Genomic DNA, 18,221 nt, shown 5'->3' on the forward strand with positions numbered 1-18,221 from the left:
ATCACCGCGAGCCGACGTCCGTCCCCATTGTCCAGGGCCGTCGGAAATCATCTCTCCTGGGGGCTCCGCGCACGCTGGAAAGACTCGCCGGCACCGCAGTTTCTGCGTTTCCAGCAATACAGTTCGCAATTTGCTCTTGGCGGTAGCGTCAAAATCAGCGTCTTGCACGGCGATGGTGCTCTTATGCTGGATGGCACGATCCTGACCTTGCCTCCGCCCCCTGATGCACGCCGACGCCCTCTCTTCAGACGAACACGCTCATCCTCGTCTCGACGCCGCGCTAAAGTACATCCATCGTCACCTGGGCGAACCATTGCGGCTGCCTTTGCTGGCACAGCTATCCCGCTTGAGTGTCGGGCGCTTCGTCACCGTGTTTCGGCTGACGCTCGGGGTAACCCCGCATCGCTACATCTACCTGAAGCGCATTCATCGCGCCCAGTGTCTGCTTGGGCAGGGCCACCCTCCGGCACTGGCGGCGCACGAGTGCGGATTCTATGATCAGAGCCATCTGACGCGCTGCCTGAAAAGCCAATGCGGCATGACACCCCGGCAGTTTCAAACGGCGATGAAAACCGCATCTGCCGCCGCCGCTCACGCTCGCCGAGTCCCGATACCTCAGGTTGCCAATGGGAACAACCGTTCAATCGGATAGTGAGTCTTGATGAATGGCGACTTGATGACGATAAAGCTGAAGTACTTTTCGATGCCGATATTGCGCTCCAGCAGGCTTTCCATCAGCTCCTGGTAGTGATTGACACCACGGGTGATGAACTTGAGCAAGTAGTCATAGCCACCGCTGACAAGATGGCATTCGACGATCTCGTCGATCCCATACACAGCCTTTTCAAAGCGCGCAAAATCTTCGCGATGGTGGTCCTCCAGGGTGACCTCGGTGAACACCGTAAGGATGTCGCCGAGCTTGTCCATGCGGATTTGCGCGCTATATCCGCCGATATAGCCGGCCTGCTCCAGGCGCTTGACCCGTATCAGGCAAGGACTGGCGGAAAGGCCAACGGCGTCCGCAAGGTCCACATTGGTCATGCGTCCGTTCTTTTGCAACTGGGCGAGGATGCGGAGGTCAAGCCGGTCAAGTTTGATGGGGGCGGACATGGTCTTTCAAGGCAGGAGGACTGAATCACATTGTCTTCATATGCCCCGCTCGGGGCAACCGGGGCGCGCCCGGAGACAGCCAGCGGAGCGAGATTTCCTGGCGTAAACGCCGCGGGTCGGCGGGCTGTTGGCTGTACGTTGCGCACAGTGTTTCAGTGACGCCGCAACAATGTGCGCGCTTATGTACTTTTCCCTCACCACACTACCCGATCGCCTTATCAGCGAGCGCGAATGAAAAAAGCGGATTGGCAGGAGAAAGAGGAGTGCCCCGGCGTAGAACGGTTGCATCTGCAACGCTGGCCAGCCCCAGCCCGGGGAGCCAGTCCTCGAGTTCCCCATGGGCCTGTACGTCGAGCCGCAGCGTGCGCCCGGTGACCAGTCCCGCCAGGTGCGCAATCATTGCCTTGGCCGCCATGGGGCAAGGGGCGACCACCGGCCCGATAGTCGCACCGCGACCGAAGCGCCGCAGGATCGCAAAGCCCCGTGGACCGTCGGGATGGTCCAGCACCACGGTGCCGATGGCATGGCGCAGCCAGGTCTGGATCAATCTTTCGCGCACCGCGCCTCCTGCGCGCTCGTCCATCCCGACCAGCAACTGCATGTCATTGCGACCGCCGGGGCGCAGACGACTGTTCTCAGGCAGCGCCATCAAGGGTGGCTGTGCGGCCTTGCCCTCGTACTGACGAATTTCGCCGATCCGTTCGAAGCCCATGCTTCCATAGAAGCGGTGAATGGTGCCGGCGGCGTGAAGCAGCACGGTGCGCCGATCCAGACCCGCACACAATGCTTCCAGCAGCTTGCGTCCGATGCCGCGCTCTCGGAAATCGGGGTTGACGACGACCAGGCCAACCGTCGCGGCACGCTCGCCCCAGAGCCAGCGCATGCCTACGCCCACCACGGCGCCATCGACCTCGGCCACTCGACCCTCGCCCATGGAGAACAGCGTCTTCCAGTCGCTCGGACGATGCGGCCACCGTTCCCCTTCAGAAAGAGAGAGCGCGACAGGCAAGTCTGCCAGGACCATCGGTCGAATCCCGGGTAGCAGTTCGGTGGCATGCAGAGGATGCTTGGCGGAGTTCATTGCGGTATGGGTGTCGCCGGACGAATTGGTAGCGTAGATCATGCGATGAACCACCGGCTCCGGATAGGAAAAAGTTGCTGCGTCGACCATGCACCAATCATGCATCGCCTAGGGTATTCCCCAAGAATGTTGCGGTGCACATGCCCATCGGAAGTGCACGTGGCACGCAATGCCAAAGCGCCTGTATGAAACCGCAGCTTTGACTGCCATGGCGCGGAATACCCCACAAAGCCCTTGGTCGCACATGCTTCAATGTCAGGGAGATGCAACGTAGCGCGCAAGCAAGCCGACCCGACACCTTATAGGCAGCGCGGCCGCTGTCGAGCCCCACGATGAAGCCTGCACTGCAGCGGCCCCATCGCATTGGCGCCATGTCTGGCAAGACACCGTTCAGGGAACTTTGAGCAACCGGAGCCCGCATTGAGCGATGTCTGCGCCGGGCCGCGGCCCCGGGGCACGAGGTATCACGCACTGAAGCCGGTGCGCGGTACCGCCAGGTCCGGCTGCACAGTCCGCGGCACCGTCGCTTGCAGCAATAAATATCAACCATGAAAGGAGACACCGTGAACCTGTTCATCCTGCGTCTGCTGGTGCGGCGCGTCGGACTGGCGCTGATCTCATTGCTGGCCGTCTCGGCCATCGTATTCGCGATCACCGCGGTATTACCCGGCGATGCCGCCCAGGAGCAACTCGGCCAGGACGCCACGCCCGAAGCGCTGGCGGCGCTGCGTACACAGATGGGGCTCGACGCGCCAGCGCCCGTCCGCTACGCCCAATGGCTGGGCGGCATGCTTGCGGGCAATGCAGGCGAGTCCCTCGTCACGCGCATGCCCGTTTCGGAAGCCATCGGCAGCCGTCTGCCGAATTCGCTGCTGCTGGCAGGGCTGACCGCACTGATCTCTGTCCCGGTCGCGCTGGGTCTTGGCATCCTGGCCGCGGTCTACCGCGGAACCTGGTTCGACCGCGGCGTCAGCCTGGGTGCCGTAGCCGTGGTGTCCGTGCCGGAATTCCTGATCGCCACGCTGGCGGTCTTGCTGTTCGCGGTACAGCTTCGCTGGCTGCCTGCCCTTGCGTATATCGGCAACAACGAACCCTGGGACAAGGTGCTGCGTTCCCTGGCCATGCCGGTGCTGACCCTCTGCTGTGTGATCGTTGCACAAATGCTCCGCATGACACGGGCCGCGGTGATCGATCAGCTCAATGCGCCGTACATCGAAATGGTGCGGCTCAAAGGCGCCTCCCCCACCCGCATGGTGCTGTTCCATGCGCTGCCTAATGCCATCGGCCCGATCGCCAATGCGGTCGCCCTGAGCCTTTCCTACCTGCTTGGCGGCGTCATCATCGTCGAGACCATTTTCAACTATCCGGGAATCGCCAAGCTGATGGTGGACAGCGTTGCCCAGCGTGACATGCCCGTTGTCCAGGTTTGCGCCATGATTTTCTGCGCCGCGTTCCTGACTCTCGTCACGCTTGCCGATGTATGCGGCATCGTCGCTAACCCGCGTCTGCGTCATCGTTGATGCCCTGAACGCATGCTGGAGCCGCTACTCATGTCCACCACTTCCAATACGCAAGCCACCGCCGCAGCGAGCGCCGTCGGCAAGAGCTGTCGACGTTTTCGCCTGCCCCGCATGGGTTTCACGGCCTGGATCGGCTGCCTGATTCTGCTTGGCTGGCTGCTTGCCGCCGTGCTTGGCCCGATTCTGATCAACGCGGACGCCTCGCCCACTGGCGAGATCCAGGTCTTCGGACCCATCAGCGCGCAGCACTGGCTGGGTACCGATTACCTGGGGCGAGATATGCTGACCCGGGTGATCCTGGGTGCGCGCTATACCGTATGCGTGGCGCTGGTATCCACGCTGTGCGCAAGCGGCATCGGCATTACGCTGGCGTTGCTGGCAACAGTCAGCGGCCGCTGGATCGATGCCTGCATGAGCCGCGGCCTCGACACGCTCACGGCGATTCCAAGCAAGATGTTCGCGCTGATCATGGTCGCGGCCTTCGGCTCGTCGGTCTGGATGCTTGCCATCACGGCAGCGATCATCTACGTTCCGGGCGCCTATCGCATTGCCCGTTCGCTGGCGGTAAACATCAATGCCATGGATTATGTGACCGTCGCCCGCACTCGCGGTGAAGGTACGGCCTACATCATGCGCCAGGAAATCCTGCCCAACATCATCGGCCCGATGCTGGCCGACCTGGGTCTGCGCTTCGTCTACGTCGTGCTGCTGCTCGCCAGCCTGAGCTTCCTTGGCCTGGGTATCCAGCCTCCCGATGCCGACTGGGGTTCGCTGGTACGCGAGAACATCGGCGCGCTGTCCGAGGGCAGCATGGCCGTGGTGGCGCCGGCCCTGGCCATTGCCAGCCTGACCCTTGCGGTCAACCTCGTCATCGACAACCTGCCGGGTCGCTCGGCACGCAATGGAGTCAAGTAATGGGCACGTCTGTCAAGGTCAGCAACCTCCGCATTACCGCCGGGCCCGCGACGCTGGTCGACCGCGTCGACTTTGAAATCGAGCCTGGCAAGGTGCTCGCCCTGATCGGCGAGTCCGGCTCCGGCAAGACCACTACCGCGCTGGCGCTGATGGGCTATGCACGCCACGGCTGCGAGATTTCCGGCGACATCCGGGTCGGGCACCATGACGTGCTGCGCCTGCCCGCGGGCGAACAACGCCGGTTGCGCGGGCGCGAGATAACCTACATTGCGCAAAGTGCGGCAGCGTCGTTCAACCCCTCCCGCACCATCATGGACCAGGTTGTCGAGCCAGCGTTGATCCATCGCCTCATGGACCGCGACGCTGCCGAAGCGAAAGCCGTGGCGCTGTTCCGCGAACTGGCACTGCCGGATCCGGAAGCGATCGGTGAGCGTTATCCGCACCAGGTATCCGGCGGCCAGCTGCAGCGGCTGATGGCCGCGATGGCGCTGATCACCGATCCAGACCTTGTGATCCTCGACGAGCCGACCACTGCCCTGGACGTCACCACGCAGGTGGAAGTGCTGCGGGTATTCCGCCGCGCCGTGCAGGAACGCCGTACCACCGCGGTCTATGTCAGCCATGACCTGGCCGTGGTGGCCCAGGTCGCGGACCATATCCTGGTGCTGCGCGACGGCAAGATGCGCGAACTGGGCGACACCGACCAGATCCTGTACCAGCCGGCGGACGACTACACCCGTTGCCTGCTCGCCGCCGCCAAGCCCGCCGAGCGCCCCGGGGCACCTGTTGATCCGGACAAGAGTCCCCTGCTTCTCGAGGTCCGCGACCTGTCGGCCGGCTATGGCGAGCTTGACGCGCACGGCCAACCCGCCTCGAAGATCCTTGAGGGCGTGGATCTGAAGCTGTACCGTGGACAAGCAATCGGCGTCATCGGCGAGTCCGGCTCCGGCAAGACCACGCTCGCGCGGGCCGTTGCGGGGCTGGTCGCCCCCTGCCATGGCAGCATCGTGTTCAACGCCCATTCGTTGAAGCCGACCGTCGCGCAGCGCAGCCGCGAAGAACTGCGCCGTATCCAGATCGTATTCCAGATGGCCGACACCGCGCTCAATCCGGCTCGCACGATCGAGGATATCCTGGCGCGCCCGTTGCAGTTCTTCCATGGACTGCGCGGCGAAGCCCAACGCGCCCGCATTCGTCAGCTGCTTGATCTGGTGCGCCTGCCGTCCGGCGTGGCCCAACGCCTGCCGGGTGGCCTGTCCGGCGGGCAAAAGCAGCGTGTGAACCTGGCGCGCGCCCTGGCGGCCGAGCCTGAATTGATCCTTTGCGACGAGATTACGTCCGCCCTGGACACCGTGGTCGGTGCGGCGATCCTTGACCTGATGGCAGAACTGCGCAAGGAACTGGGCGTCTCGTATCTGTTCATCAGCCATGACCTGCATACCGTGCGCGCCATCTGCGACGAAATCGTGGTGATGCAGCACGGCCGCAAGGTCACGCAGGTCGCGCACGAGGACTACGAACGCGGACCGCATCATCCATATTTCACGCTGCTCGCCCGCTCCGTGCCGGAGCTGCGCCGCGGCTGGATCGACGAAGTCGACCTGCATATCGAAGGCGCGCGCGCGGCACAAGGCGTGCGCAGTGCCGCTTGACTCTTCCTCACGGAGATTTTTTCTCATGCCTTTGTCCCTGAACCAACACTTGCTCCCGGGCCGCAACTTTGTCGGCGGCGAATGGTGCAGTGCGGCCGATGACCGCACCGTGGCCGTGGTGGATCCCGCCACCGAAGAAGCCTTCGCGACCGCGCCGGATAGCGGCGCCGCCGACGCGCTGCGCGCGGTCGACGCCGCCCACGCCGCATTCCCCGCATGGCGCAAGACCCCGGCCAAGCAGCGCGCGCAGATCATCAAGCGCTGGAACGATCTCGTGGTCAGCCACCAGGAAGACCTTGGCCGGCTGATCTCGAGCGAGCAAGGCAAGCCGCTGGCGGAAGCCAAAGGCGAGGTTCTGTACGCGGCCAGCTATATCGAGTGGTTTGCGGAAGAAGCCACGCGCGCGGATGGCGACGTGATCGCGGCACCGGTGAAGGGCCGCCGCATGCTGGCGCTGCGCGAGCCGGTTGGCGTCGTCGCCGCGATCACGCCGTGGAATTTCCCTGCCGCAATGATCGCGCGCAAGATCGCCCCCGCGCTGGCTGCCGGCTGCACTGTCGTCTGCAAGCCGGCGGAAGACACCCCGCTGACCTCGCTCGCACTGGTAAAGCTTGCCCAGGAGGCGGGTGTGCCGCCGGGCGTATTGAACATCGTCACGGCCTCGCGCGAGCGGGCTGCCGAAGTCGTCGATGTGTGGCTGGATGATGCACGCGTGCGCAAGATTACCTTTACCGGCTCGACGCCGGTCGGCAAGCACCTGGCACGCCGTTCCGCCGATACGCTGAAGAAGCTGTCGCTGGAGCTTGGCGGCAACGCGCCGTTCATTGTGTTCGACGATGCGGATCTGGACGCTGCCGTCGACGGTCTGATGGCCGCCAAGTTCCGCAACGGCGGACAGACCTGCGTTTCTCCGAACCGGATCTATGTCCAGGACAAGGTTCACGATGCCTTTGTCGACAAACTCGCCGCCCGCGTCGGTGCGCTGGTCGTTGGTCCCGCAACCGCCCCGGCGGCGCAGATCGGCCCGATGATCAACGCGCGCGCGGTGGACAAGATCGAACGCCACGTCCAGGATGCGCTCGGCCGGGGGGCCCGCGTGGTGGTCGGCGGCCAGCGCGTTCGCAACGCGCAGTGCACCGGTCCGAATTACTACGCGCCGACCGTGCTGGTGAATGCGGATGCCTCCATGCAATGCTCTTGCGAGGAAACCTTCGGCCCCGTTGCGCCCGTGACCCGCTTCCATACCGAGGCCGATGTGGTCGAGGCGGCCAATGCCACGCCGTTCGGCCTCGCCGCGTATTTCTACTCGACCGACGTTCGACGGATCTGGCGCCTGGCGGAGGCACTGGAGACCGGCATTGTTGGCGTCAACGAAGGCGCACTGGCCGCGGAAGCGGCCCCCTTCGGCGGCGTCAAGGATTCCGGATACGGGCGCGAAGGCTCGCGCCACGGCCTCGAAGAGTATATGCACATCAAGTACGTGTGCCAGGGCCAGCTGGACTGAGCGGCTGAGGCCGGCCAGGGCTTTCCCTTTCAGCACGCAGAGCGGCCGGCCTTGCCGGCCGCTCTGCATTTCTACGTCGCGACGGACGCGATCATCCGGCCAACGAAGGAACTGCCGTTCCTCTCCTTACAACAGGATTCGCTACCAATACAGGGAGCGAAATCCGTCAAAGCGCCTCCGGCATCCTCCCTATACTCGTCTTCACGATCAGCGTCAGCCAGCGTGAGCGACCAGGCTGCACGGCGGCGATAACCGCCCCGTGCCGAAACGCTTGCCGGCTCCAGTTCCTTCACAACTCACCGCGACCCCGGCTTCGCGGAACCTGAAAAAAATGAGGTGTAGTGCAATGACCCAGTCCAACCAGGACCTTATCGCGTTCCGTACGCAACATGTGCCGCACGGCATCGTCACCGCGCATCCGATTTTCGCGGACCGGGCGGAAGGCTCTTACCTCTGGGATGTGGAAGGCCGCCGCTATATCGACTTCGTGGGTGGGATTGGCGTGCAGAACATCGGCCACAACCACCCCAGGATTGTCGAAGCGGTGCGCAAGCAATTGGGTCGCGTTACCCATGCGGCGTTCCAGGTCGTTGGCTATGACTGTTATGTCGAGCTCGCTGCGCGGCTGAACCAGCTCGTCGGCGGGACGGCGCAATACAAGACGCTCTTCGCGACCACAGGTGCGGAGGCGGTCGAGAACGCGATCAAGATCGCACGCGCTTATCGCAACGTGCCGGGCGTCATCGCGTTCCGTGGCGGATTCCATGGCCGCACCTTGCTCGGCACTACCCTGACCGGCATCAGCGCGCCCTACAAGCAGAACTTCGGCCCGCTCGCCGGCGAGGTGTACCACACGCCCTACCCGGACGCGTTCCGCGGCTTTTCCAGCGCCGATGCAATCCGCGCTCTCGAGGATCTGTTCGCCACGCAGATCGCGCCCGACCGCGTTGCCGCCATCATTCTCGAGCCCGTGCAAGGCGACGGGGGCTTCATCCCTGCCGGCAGCGAGTTCCTGCGGGCGCTGCGCACACTGACGGAAAAGCACGGCATCGTGCTGATTCTCGATGAAATCCAGGCCGGCTTCGGCCGCACCGGCAAGACGTTCGGCTTCCAGCATGCAGGCATTCAGCCGGATCTGGTCACCGTCGCGAAAAGCCTGGCTGGTGGCTTGCCGCTGTCCGGCGTGGTCGGTCGCGCCGAGATCATGGATGCGCCGGCGCCAGGGGGCCTGGGTGGCACCTATGGTGGCAATCCGCTCGCTTGCGCCGCAGCGCTGGCCGTGCTCGATGTATTCGAGGAGGAACAGCTCCTCGCCAAGGCGCACGGACTTGGCGAAACGCTGCGTGCAGGCCTGGAGCAGCTCGCACTGGAATTCCCCGCCATCGGCACGGTGCGCGGCCTGGGGCCGATGCTGGCGCTGGAATTCGTCAAGAACGGCGACCCGTTCCAGCCTGACGCGGCCTTCGCGCAAGCGGTTATCGACCGCTGCCGCGAAGGTGGCCTCCTGGTAATCAAATGCGGCGTGCATCGCAATACCGTGCGCCTGCTGGCACCGCTGAACACCAGCCTGGAAACCGCTCAGGAGGCCCTGGAGATTCTGCGCGCGGCCATTGCGCTGAGCGCTAACGCTGAGCAATAACCAGGAAACCGGCGCCGCGCACGGCGCCCGGCACACGGCAGTTTCGCTGGGGACCCCGGCGCCGCACTCAGGCGCAACGCCAGGGTCCGGCCGAGGTGCGCGCAACCATGCCCGACGGCTCCCTACAGCGTAGGGAGCCTTTACATCATCTGCCGCTACAGCGGCCAGTCAGGCATCGAGCCACACATGCTCGGCAAACATATAGCCCATCAGACCGCCCAGCGGGATGGGCGAAAGCCCCTTGAGCTTGGTCGTATGCGCGTCGATGCTTGCCAGGAACAACGGGATGCCGATGCCAGCCTCCTCCTGGATCATCGTCTGCATGTCGGCATACATCTGACTGCGCTTGCCGTTATCGGTTTCGGCTCGCGCGGCCAGCAGCAACTGGTCGAACTTTGGATTCTTCCAGCGGGACTCGTTCCACGGCGCGTCGGACTTGAAGAACTGGGTGAGGATGGTATCGGCGCTGGGCCGCGGGTTCACGTTGCCGAACCCTACGGGGCTATTGAGCCAGTGATTGGACCAATACCCGTCTGCCGGCATGCGCTTGACTTCGAGCTCCAGACCCGCACGCTGCGCTGCCTGTTGCAGCACCAGCGCCATCTCGACCGAATACAGGGCGGCCGGCGATGTCACCACTGGCACCTTGCCTGTCACGCCCGACTTGCGCAGATGAAACTTCGCCTTCTCGGGATCGAACGGCCGCTGCGGCAGATCCTTGAAATAGAAGCGATTGGTGGGGTCGATGGGCTGGTCGTTGGCGATAACCGCATTACCGAGCGCGATGGTTTGCCGCATCTGCTGACGGTCCAGCAAGTACTTCATGCCCAGGATAAAGTCAGGGTTCGTGCCAGGGCCCACATCCTTGCGCATGATCAGGTCGGAGTACTGGCCGGATTGCGTCGTGAGGACGGCATAGCCGGGAGTCCCTTTGATCCTCGCCACGGCGCGTGGGTTTATCATCGCGACCAGGTCCATGCCACCGGACAACAGTGCGTTGACGCGCGCACTCTCGTCGGCAATGCCGACGAGTTCGATCTCGTCGAGGTAAGGCTTGCCCGGCTTCCAGTATGCGTCGTTGCGCACCACCAGCGTGCGCACGCCGGGCTTGAAGTCCTTGATCTTGTAAGGCCCGGTGCCGATGCCGGCGCTGAAGTCGGTGGTGCCGTCCTTGATGATGTGGAAATGGGACGTGCCCAGAATGACCGGCAGATCGGCATTGGGGCTGTTCAGCACCACCGTGACCTCGTTCGGGCCGGTGGCCTTCACGCTCTCGATCTGCTCTGCCAGCACCTTCGCCTTGGAGGCTGTGGCCGGATCCTTGTGGCGCATGATCGAGTACACCACGTCGGCCGGCGCCAGCGCCTTGCCGTCGTGGAAGGTCACGCCCTTGCGCAGCGTAAAGACCCACGTCTTGGCATCGGTGGTGTTGAACGTCTCCGCCAGCGCCGCGCGCGGCGTCAGGCTGCGGTCCAGCGAGGTCAGTCCGTTGTACACCATGTTGCAGCGCACATAGTCGTTCTGGTTCGACTGCTTGGCCGGATCGAGCGTATCGGAGGCGGAGGCCGTGCCCACCGCCACGCGGATCCGTCCGCCGCGCTTGGGCGTCTGCGCATGCGCGCCGACCGCCGCGCCGGCCAGGCCGCCGGCCAGCGTGGCCTGCATGCCTCCCGCCAGCAGCATCTTCAGGACATCGCGCCGGGTGGCGCCGCGCTTGAGCGCGTCCATCAGCCGAAGGCTTTCACCGGGACCGACAAAATTTTCCAACTGGTTACGGCTATCGCTCATCGTCTGCTCCTATGGTGCCGGAGGCATGAGGACGGTGTCCCCGGCGGAATGCCATTGACCCTCGGGCTTGCGCCCGATTCTTTTTCTTCCGAAACCGACGACTACAGGATCGGCTTCGGTGCTTCATGCTAGCCAACCCCACCAGCATTTGTTTCCGTTGGGGGCTGCGCGACCGTATCGAATTGCAAAGCTGGGGCCTCCGGCAGACGAATCTTTCAAACTACGGATAAACCCCAGCCCGTTCCAGCAACCTGGCATCCTGTCATCAGGCATCATGCGCTGTGCGACGCGCCCTTTCCAGTCCTTCCTGCACGGCGAGTCGGCCGCCTCCATGCCCCTACCGCCAATGGAAGCCGGTCCCCGCCGTCCCGATGCAGCCGGCGCCACTCCGGGTCCCGCTGTGGCGGAGCCCCCAGAACAGCCAGTCAATACGGGACAGCGTCGTTCAGGCGCTTGACGAACCCTCACGCCAAACAATCTGCTGTCTCGCCCCGCATAACGGCAGCGTTCATCGTGGCGCCCCCACAATGCAGCACCATGCCGTGCGCCACCGCCGCTAAGCTTGTTTCAAACCAGCCGGCAGCGCTAGGTACGAATGGATGCGAAGGACACCGCAATGACCCTGATTAATCACCGGCCCCAACTCGCCGCTCTTGACGCCGCGGACCGCGCGCACCTGATCCATCCCGTCTCGTCGTGGCGCCTGCACGAGCAGCGCGGCCCTACCGTACTGGCTTCCGGCCGCGGCGCCTGGCTGACGGATGCCAACGGCAATGAAGTGCTCGACGCGTTCGCCGGTCTTTGGTGCGTCAATATCGGCTACGGACAGGAAAGCGTGGTGCAGGCCGCCGCCGGGCAGATGCGCCGCCTGCCCTATGCGACCGGTTATTTTCACTTCAGCAGCGAGCCTGCCATCCACCTCGCCGAGAAGCTCGCGCAGCTCGCTCCCGGCTCGCTGAACCACGTCTATCTCACCCTGGGCGGCTCCGAAGCGGTTGATACGGCCGTGCGCTTCATTACGCAATACTTCAATGCCACCGGGCGGCCGACGAAGAAGCATTTCATCGCGCTGGAGCGCGGCTATCACGGCTCTTCGTCCACCGGCGCCGGACTGACCGCCCTGCCTGCCTTCCACCGCGGCTTCGACCTGCCCCTGCCAACGCAGCACTACATTCCCTCTCCCAATCCCTATCGCGCCAGCAACCCTGACGATGCCCAGGGAATCATCGAAGCCTCGGTGGCAGCGTTGCGCAACAAGGTCGCGGATCTCGGCGCGGGCAATGTGGCCGCCTTCTTCTGTGAACCCGTGCAGGGCTCGGGCGGAGTGATTGTGCCGCCCAGGGGCTGGCTCAAGGCCATGCGTGACGCGGCGCGCGAGCTGGACATCCTTTTTGTCGTCGACGAAGTCATTACCGGGTTCGGGCGCACCGGCCCTATGTTCGCCTGCGAGGCAGAAGAGGTTGTCCCCGACATCATGACCCTGGCCAAGGGCCTCACCGCCGGCTACGTGCCCATGGGGGCGACAGTGGTCTCGGACCAGGTGTATGCCGGCATTGCCGACGGCGCGCCCGATGGGGCGCCAGTCGGCCATGGCGCGACATACTCTGCTCATCCGGTCAGCGCCGCGGTGGCCCTGGAGGTGCTGCGCCTGTATGAGGAGGGCGGCATCCTGGCCAATGGTCAGCGGGGCGCAGCGCCGTTTGCCGCCGGCCTGGATGCATTGCGCAACCATCCGCTGGTGGGTGATTCGCGCCATCGCGGCCTGCTGGGCGCATTGGAGCTTGTTAGCGACAAGGACAGCAAGCGCGGCTTCGACCCTTCGCTGCGCCTGGCCGAGCGGATCGCGGCGACAGCCTACCGCAACGGCATTGTGTTCCGCGCCTTCGCCGACAATATCCTGGGCTTTGCCCCCGCACTGACATATACCGAGGCCGAGTTCGAGCTGATGTTCGCACGCGTGAAGAAGACGCTGGACGACGTGCTTGCGGCACCTGAGGTGCGCACCGCGCTTGCAAGCTGATTGCTGACCAAGCTATTGCCCGAGCCCGTTGCATCGACGTGCGACAGCGCCCCAGCGCCGGGCCGCAGAGCATCGCGTAGCGCCGCTTTGAAAAAAAGGCCCACAGGCAGCATGGCAGGCTGTGGGCAAACACCTCACAGTGAAGCGGGCACCGCTGAAGAAAACGGACTGGAAATCGATGGCTAGGACGGACGGAAGATAGCATAAACCTTCGCCACATGCTCCCGGCTTTCCCAACTGCATTGCGCATGCTGTTCGACCAGGAAAATATCGCCTTCCGAGAATGTGCCGCTGCGACCGGTCTCGTCCTGGAACGTCACACTGCCGGCCAGCAGGTGCATCAGCTCGTAGTGGATATACGGCATTGCACGGCGGTGGTAAGGCGTCGAATCCCAGGTGCCGCAGACAAATTGTCCATCCTCGGAGCGATAATCGGTATGGTTGCGGCAAACCGGCGCCGGCGTAAGCAGAAACTCGGCCGGTGGCGTGCCGGATTGTTGCAGTTCCGGCGCCTGCGCAATCGGCACCAGTGCGCGCGAGCCAACCACGCTGTGGTTGTAACGCATGAAGATGATGGTGACAGGCGCTTCGGCACGCCACGCGAACCACGCATCGCGCAGTATGACGGCACTATTGCCGGAACCGAGGACGACCGTTTGGCCCATCCGCGTCAACGTCAGGCTGCCCTCGCTGACGATGATGAACTCGTCCGCCTGCAGTGCGTCAACGGCTCCCGCACCAGCATCGAGCACGATCTTCCCTACCGTGACGGGACCCGGCGGCAAGTCGAGCAGCCGGCGGCTGGACAGGAATGCATCTTCGCCATCCTGCGCGGTGACCGGGACGCCCCGGGTAGGATCCCGCGCAAACTCGCGCAGATCGACAAAGGTGGCCGGGGTGGCGCGCTGCTGCAAACTCGACATGACTTGTTCCCGCGATCGATGAGATTGCGCCTGCATAGCCTGTCGGCGCAGGGTCTCGGAATGAAGAAATCGGTGGACAGGCACGGTCAGAGCACCATGAAAGCGTCTTCGCTCGTTCCTGTAACCCGAGGAGGATTAGACCACTACCGGATTTCCGGCGTATCGTGTTTGGATAGGGCTTAAGGAAAGAATCTATGGCATTCGCCGCGCCCGGCGGCATATGTTGCTGCAAGCCTCGGATGCACCCATTATGGGGACGCCGCGCGCGCGACCCTCGCTGATGCACCTGCCGACGCTAAGGCAACGGTACGCCCATGGGCTTAGCAATTCATGCGGTCTGCCGCCGGCTTGACCGCATAAGACCCTCGTTACGCCACGGCAGCCAGATGATCGTGTGGATTCTCTGCCGGGCCGCGAAGCGGCCCCATAGCTATGGCAAGATTACCGGAGTCGCCAGGCCCGCCAGAAGCGACCAGGCCGGGCAATGCTGCCCAATGCCGCCAATGGCGGGCCCGTAGCGGGCCACGGCGGCCGGTTCAATGTGCCAGAAAGGAAGACATCATGCCAAGCCAAGCTACCGTTATTCCAGTGACCTATCGCGCGATGGACGAAAAGGACCTGCCTGCAGCCCATGCGCTGTCGCAGACCATGCGCTGGCCACATCGCCAGGAGGACTGGAGCTTTGTCCTGGGCCTTGGCACTGGCTATGTTGCCGAAGAGGCCGGTGCGGTGATTGGCACCGCGCTGTGCTGGAAACAAGGACAACAGGCGTCGCTCGGGATGATCATCGTGTCCCCGGAGCACCAGGGCAAAGGTATCGGCAAGGCGTTGATGAAACTGGTGCTGGAGGCCTTGGGGGAGCGTTCCACGCTGCTGATCGCAACGCCTGCCGGCCGGCCCCTGTACGAGCAGCTCGGCTTTATCGCGACCGGCACGATCCACCAGCACCAGGGAACGTTGGAAGCCCCCGCTCTCGCCCCGTCCTTTCCAGGCGTAGCACTGCGCCCGTACGTCCCCGGCGATACCGAGGCCATCATTGCGCTGGGAAACCGGGCCACTGGCATGTCTCGCGACGAGGTCCTCGGGGCACTGCTGGCGGCTGGCGAGACGGTCGTGCTCGAGCGCCATGGCAAGGTCGCCGGATTCTCCATCATGCGCCCCTTTGGACGCGGCCATGCGATCGGGCCGGTGGTGGCGTCTGACGCGGATCACGCGAAAGCCCTGATCGCCTATTGGTGCGGAGCCTACGCCGGCTCCTTCGTGCGCATTGACGTCACCGGCGCGAGCGGCCTGCAAGGTTGGCTGGCGGAGGCAGGACTACTTCAGGTTGACACGGGGGTGGCCATGGCACGCCACGGTGTACCGCAGTCGGATAGCACGCTGCAGCAGTTTGCAATCGTCAGCCAGGCGCTCTGCTAAGTCAGCGCACCGGCAGCGATCCGGAGATTTTCTTCATGCGATCACTCATGCAGCGACCGCCGGCTTGCGCGGCGGTCGCAGGTGAATCTTGCGCCAGTCCGTGCGCGCTTATGCCGCCTCGGCATTGAACTCGGACACGAACGCCGGCGCTGCTTCCATGCGATAGCGTTCATCCTGGCTGACGTAGTACATCGCCGACCGGCCCCGGCGCGCAAACGTCACACAACAGGCATGCTCGAAGCGCCCGAAGCGCGTGACGCCGATCCCGGGCGGGTCCCTCCACTCCCATACACGCTGTTCCTCAATGCAGTCCAGCACCCGATGCTGCGTCCTGGGATGCATGGATGAACTGAGCATCATGCTGATATAGCCGAACTCGCCCAGCGACGGGTAGCGTTGCTGCATTGCCGCCCATCGTCTTTTCGGGGACATCGGGGGAACATTGCCGCCCCCCGTATTCCGCCCGAGATTCCCTCCTTTCTCCGCGTTCATTTGCCTTCCGATATTTGTTGCAGGTTACTGCCGGTGTTCAACCATGCCGGCTCGATACCGTTTCCGGTACGTTCCGCATGGCATCCGCGTACCGCCGTGCGGCGGCCGGCCGCTTCCTGAAGCAGGGACAGGCGGCGCGCCGGCCGGTGACGCTGACTTACTGTGCTTGCCCGAGTTGAACCAGGATCGAGGGATCCTCCAGGGTGGACAGGTCCTGCGTGATCTGCTCCCCCTTCGCAATCCCTCGCAGCAGACGGCGCATGACCTTGCCCGAGCGGGTCTTGGGCAGGTGGTCGGCGAAGCGGATCTCCTTTGGCTTGGCGATCGGGCTGATTTCGCGCGCAACCCATTCACGCAACGCCTTCGCGACCCGCGCTGCTTCATCCCCCTGCGGGCGGGTGCGCTTCAGCACCACGAACGCGCAAACCGCTTCGCCCGTGGTTGCATCCGGCCTGCCCACCACCGCGGCCTCGGCCACGTCGCAGTGGGCCGCCAGCACCGACTCGATCTCCATGGTGCCCATGCGATGGCCCGAAACATTCAACACATCATCGATGCGACCGGTAATAGTGAAGTAGCCGGTCTTGTCACTGCGCACCGCCCCGTCGCCGGCCAGGTACAGGTTGCCGCCCAACTCCGCCGGGAAGTAGCTTCTCCAGAACCGGTCTGCATCACCCCAGACGGTTCGGATCATCGAGGGCCATGGTCGCTTGATGACCAGGATGCCGCCTTGCCCGTGTGGCAATTCCTTGCCAGTCTCATCCACCACCGCGGCCATGATTCCTGGCAGCGGCAACGCGCATGAGCCGGGTTGCAATGGCATTGCGCCCGGCATCGGGCTGATCATGTGACCGCCCGTTTCGGTTTGCCAGAAAGTGTCGACGATCGGGCAGTTGCCGTTGCCGACGTTGCGGTGGTACCAGCGCCAGCTGTCCGGATCGATGGGCTCGCCCACCGAGCCGAGCAGGCGCAGACTGGACAAATCGTATCGCCCCGGGTGTACTGCCGGATCCTTGTCGCTGGCCTTGATCAGCGAGCGGATTGCCGTCGGCGCCGTATAGAAGATGGTGGCCCGATGCTTGCGCACCATGTCCCAGAAGCGGCCGGCGTTGGGATAGGTTGGCACCCCTTCGAACACGATCTGGGTTGCTCCTGCGGCGAGAGGGCCGTAGGCGATATAGGTATGGCCGGTGACCCACCCGATGTCTGCTGTACACCAGAAGACGTCGTGAGGCTTGATGTCGAACGTCCACTTCATCGTCAACACCGCCCACAGCAGGTAGCCGCCGGATGCATGCTGAACCCCTTTTGGCTTCCCGGTGGAGCCAGAGGTATACAAGATGAACAGCGGGTGCTCGGCGCCGACCCATTCCGGCTCGCAGGTTGCGGGCTGGGCGGCCATCAACGCGTCGAGCCAGAGGTCGCGCCCCGCCACCAGCGGAACACTCGCGCCAGTACGGCGGTGAACGACAACGTGCCTGACCATTTCGCAACCGCCTGGTGCGAGTGCTTCATCCACAATGGACTTAAGCGGCAGCGACTTGCCGCCGCGCATTTGCTCGTCGGCGGTGATCACGGCCACCGCGCCGGCATCGATGATCCGCTCGCGCAGCGACTTCGCCGAAAATCCGGCGAAGACCACCGAATGCACCGCCCCAACGCGTGCGCATGCCTGCATCGCGACAATGCCCTCGATGGACATCGGCATGTAAATGACAACGCGATCCCCTTTGCCGACGCCCATGGCCCGCAAGCCGTTGGCCAGCTGGCACACCTTCGCGTGCAATTGCGCATACGTGATCCGCGTGACCAGTCCATCGTCGGCTTCGAACACGATCGCCGTCTTGTCCGCGTTGCCGAGCTGCAGGTTGCGGTCCAGGCAGTTGTACGAAACGTTGAGCTGCCCGTCCTCGAACCAGCGGTAGAACGGCGCATGATCCTCGTTCAGCGTCCTGGTGAAAGGCCGGTGCCAGCTGATGCAGTCGCGTGCGTGCCGAGCCCAGAAGCCTTCGTAGTCCGCCTCTGCGGCCGCGCAGTGGGCCCGATAGGCCGCCATGCCTGCGATGTTCGCTTGATCCACGAACTGGGCGGGCGGATTGATGAGCTCGATTTCCTGTTGCAGCGGTGCAATATCAGACATTGGCGATTCCTGTGGATG

The 18,221-nt window shown here is 63.9% G+C and carries 14 protein-coding genes; 8 read left to right on the plus strand and 6 right to left on the minus strand.

Features of this window, described 5'->3' with window-relative positions:
• The first annotated feature begins 223 nt into the window (after positions 1-223).
• Complete coding sequence (locus tag MKD50_RS25250) at positions 224-652, plus strand: AraC family transcriptional regulator (protein WP_115706754.1); 429 nt, start codon at positions 224-226, stop codon at positions 650-652.
• Here MKD50_RS25250 and MKD50_RS25255 read toward each other — a convergent pair.
• The gene (locus tag MKD50_RS25255) at positions 616-1,110 is read right to left on the minus strand and encodes an Lrp/AsnC family transcriptional regulator (RefSeq protein WP_115706753.1); all 495 of its coding nucleotides are present in this window, start codon (positions 1,108-1,110) and stop codon (positions 616-618) included. The two genes, MKD50_RS25250 and MKD50_RS25255, sit on opposite strands and share 37 nt — an antisense overlap.
• Positions 1,111-1,312: 202 nt before the next feature.
• Positions 1,313-2,281 carry a GNAT family N-acetyltransferase gene (locus MKD50_RS25260; RefSeq protein ID WP_252669191.1) on the minus strand — a complete coding sequence of 323 codons (969 nt, stop codon included), beginning with the start codon at positions 2,279-2,281 and terminating at the stop codon, positions 1,313-1,315.
• Positions 2,282-2,754: 473 nt separating this feature from the next.
• On the opposite strand from MKD50_RS25260, the gene MKD50_RS25265 reads away from it, so the two are divergent.
• The 5 genes from MKD50_RS25265 to gabT all read left to right on the plus strand — a co-directional run bounded on the left by MKD50_RS25265 (position 2,755) and on the right by gabT (position 9,421).
• Positions 2,755-3,711 (plus strand): ABC transporter permease, encoded by a 957-nt coding sequence (locus MKD50_RS25265; protein ID WP_115706752.1) that lies wholly within the window; start codon positions 2,755-2,757, stop codon positions 3,709-3,711.
• Positions 3,712-3,741: 30 nt separating this feature from the next.
• Positions 3,742-4,626, plus strand: coding sequence for an ABC transporter permease (locus MKD50_RS25270; protein WP_115706751.1), 885 nt, complete (start codon positions 3,742-3,744; stop codon positions 4,624-4,626).
• Complete coding sequence (locus MKD50_RS25275; protein ID WP_252669193.1) at positions 4,626-6,278, plus strand: ABC transporter ATP-binding protein; 1,653 nt, start codon at positions 4,626-4,628, stop codon at positions 6,276-6,278. Before MKD50_RS25270 ends, MKD50_RS25275 begins: the two co-directional genes overlap by 1 nt.
• 25 nt (positions 6,279-6,303) lie before the next feature.
• Positions 6,304-7,782, plus strand: coding sequence for an NAD-dependent succinate-semialdehyde dehydrogenase (locus MKD50_RS25280; RefSeq protein ID WP_252669195.1), 1,479 nt, complete (start codon positions 6,304-6,306; stop codon positions 7,780-7,782).
• A 346-nt stretch (positions 7,783-8,128) separates the two neighbouring features.
• On the plus strand, positions 8,129-9,421 hold the full coding sequence (gene gabT / locus MKD50_RS25285; RefSeq protein WP_252669197.1) for a 4-aminobutyrate--2-oxoglutarate transaminase: 1,293 nt from the start codon (positions 8,129-8,131) through the stop codon (positions 9,419-9,421).
• A gap of 168 nt (positions 9,422-9,589) precedes the next feature.
• Here the strand turns inward: gabT and MKD50_RS25290 are convergent, their stop codons facing one another.
• The gene (locus tag MKD50_RS25290; protein WP_252669199.1) at positions 9,590-11,209 is read right to left on the minus strand and encodes an ABC transporter substrate-binding protein; all 1,620 of its coding nucleotides are present in this window, start codon (positions 11,207-11,209) and stop codon (positions 9,590-9,592) included.
• Between the two features lie 616 nt (positions 11,210-11,825).
• On the opposite strand from MKD50_RS25290, the gene MKD50_RS25295 reads away from it, so the two are divergent.
• Complete coding sequence (locus tag MKD50_RS25295; RefSeq protein ID WP_240074376.1) at positions 11,826-13,229, plus strand: aspartate aminotransferase family protein; 1,404 nt, start codon at positions 11,826-11,828, stop codon at positions 13,227-13,229.
• A gap of 182 nt (positions 13,230-13,411) precedes the next feature.
• On the opposite strand, the gene MKD50_RS25300 is transcribed toward MKD50_RS25295, so the two are convergent.
• Entirely contained in the window at positions 13,412-14,152 is a 741-nt protein-coding gene (locus MKD50_RS25300; RefSeq protein ID WP_240074375.1) for a cupin domain-containing protein, read from the minus strand.
• 561 nt (positions 14,153-14,713) lie between these two features.
• Between MKD50_RS25300 and MKD50_RS25305 the strand changes: the two genes are divergently transcribed.
• On the plus strand, positions 14,714-15,571 hold the full coding sequence (locus MKD50_RS25305; RefSeq protein ID WP_252669201.1) for a GNAT family N-acetyltransferase: 858 nt from the start codon (positions 14,714-14,716) through the stop codon (positions 15,569-15,571).
• Between the two features lie 108 nt (positions 15,572-15,679).
• Here the strand turns inward: MKD50_RS25305 and MKD50_RS25310 are convergent, their stop codons facing one another.
• Both MKD50_RS25310 and acs read right to left on the minus strand, forming a co-directional pair.
• Positions 15,680-15,976, minus strand: coding sequence for a hypothetical protein (locus MKD50_RS25310; protein ID WP_115706743.1), 297 nt, complete (start codon positions 15,974-15,976; stop codon positions 15,680-15,682).
• A gap of 244 nt (positions 15,977-16,220) precedes the next feature.
• On the minus strand, positions 16,221-18,203 hold the full coding sequence (gene acs / locus MKD50_RS25315; protein WP_252669203.1) for an acetate--CoA ligase: 1,983 nt from the start codon (positions 18,201-18,203) through the stop codon (positions 16,221-16,223).
• Positions 18,204-18,221 lie beyond the last annotated feature (18 nt).

Origin of the sequence: Cupriavidus mimosae (assembly GCF_023952485.1) — a bacterium.
Lineage (GTDB): Bacteria > Pseudomonadota > Gammaproteobacteria > Burkholderiales > Burkholderiaceae > Cupriavidus > Cupriavidus taiwanensis_C.

What these genes read in the sequence shown, in the direction of transcription:
- MKD50_RS25255 (WP_115706753.1), bottom strand. Translation starts at nt 1,110, where the DNA reads ATGTCCGCCCCCATCAAACTTGACCGGCTTGACCTCCGCATCCTCGCC.
- MKD50_RS25300 (WP_240074375.1), bottom strand. Translation starts at nt 14,152, where the DNA reads ATGTCGAGTTTGCAGCAGCGCGCCACCCCGGCCACCTTTGTCGATCTG.
- MKD50_RS25280 (WP_252669195.1), top strand. Translation starts at nt 6,304, where the DNA reads ATGCCTTTGTCCCTGAACCAACACTTGCTCCCGGGCCGCAACTTTGTC.
- MKD50_RS25260 (WP_252669191.1), bottom strand. Translation starts at nt 2,281, where the DNA reads ATGGTCGACGCAGCAACTTTTTCCTATCCGGAGCCGGTGGTTCATCGC.
- MKD50_RS25295 (WP_240074376.1), top strand. Translation starts at nt 11,826, where the DNA reads ATGACCCTGATTAATCACCGGCCCCAACTCGCCGCTCTTGACGCCGCG.
- acs (WP_252669203.1), bottom strand. Translation starts at nt 18,203, where the DNA reads ATGTCTGATATTGCACCGCTGCAACAGGAAATCGAGCTCATCAATCCG.
- MKD50_RS25310 (WP_115706743.1), bottom strand. Translation starts at nt 15,976, where the DNA reads ATGCAGCAACGCTACCCGTCGCTGGGCGAGTTCGGCTATATCAGCATG.
- gabT (WP_252669197.1), top strand. Translation starts at nt 8,129, where the DNA reads ATGACCCAGTCCAACCAGGACCTTATCGCGTTCCGTACGCAACATGTG.
- MKD50_RS25250 (WP_115706754.1), top strand. Translation starts at nt 224, where the DNA reads ATGCACGCCGACGCCCTCTCTTCAGACGAACACGCTCATCCTCGTCTC.
- MKD50_RS25270 (WP_115706751.1), top strand. Translation starts at nt 3,742, where the DNA reads ATGTCCACCACTTCCAATACGCAAGCCACCGCCGCAGCGAGCGCCGTC.
- MKD50_RS25290 (WP_252669199.1), bottom strand. Translation starts at nt 11,209, where the DNA reads ATGAGCGATAGCCGTAACCAGTTGGAAAATTTTGTCGGTCCCGGTGAA.
- MKD50_RS25305 (WP_252669201.1), top strand. Translation starts at nt 14,714, where the DNA reads ATGCCAAGCCAAGCTACCGTTATTCCAGTGACCTATCGCGCGATGGAC.
- MKD50_RS25275 (WP_252669193.1), top strand. Translation starts at nt 4,626, where the DNA reads ATGGGCACGTCTGTCAAGGTCAGCAACCTCCGCATTACCGCCGGGCCC.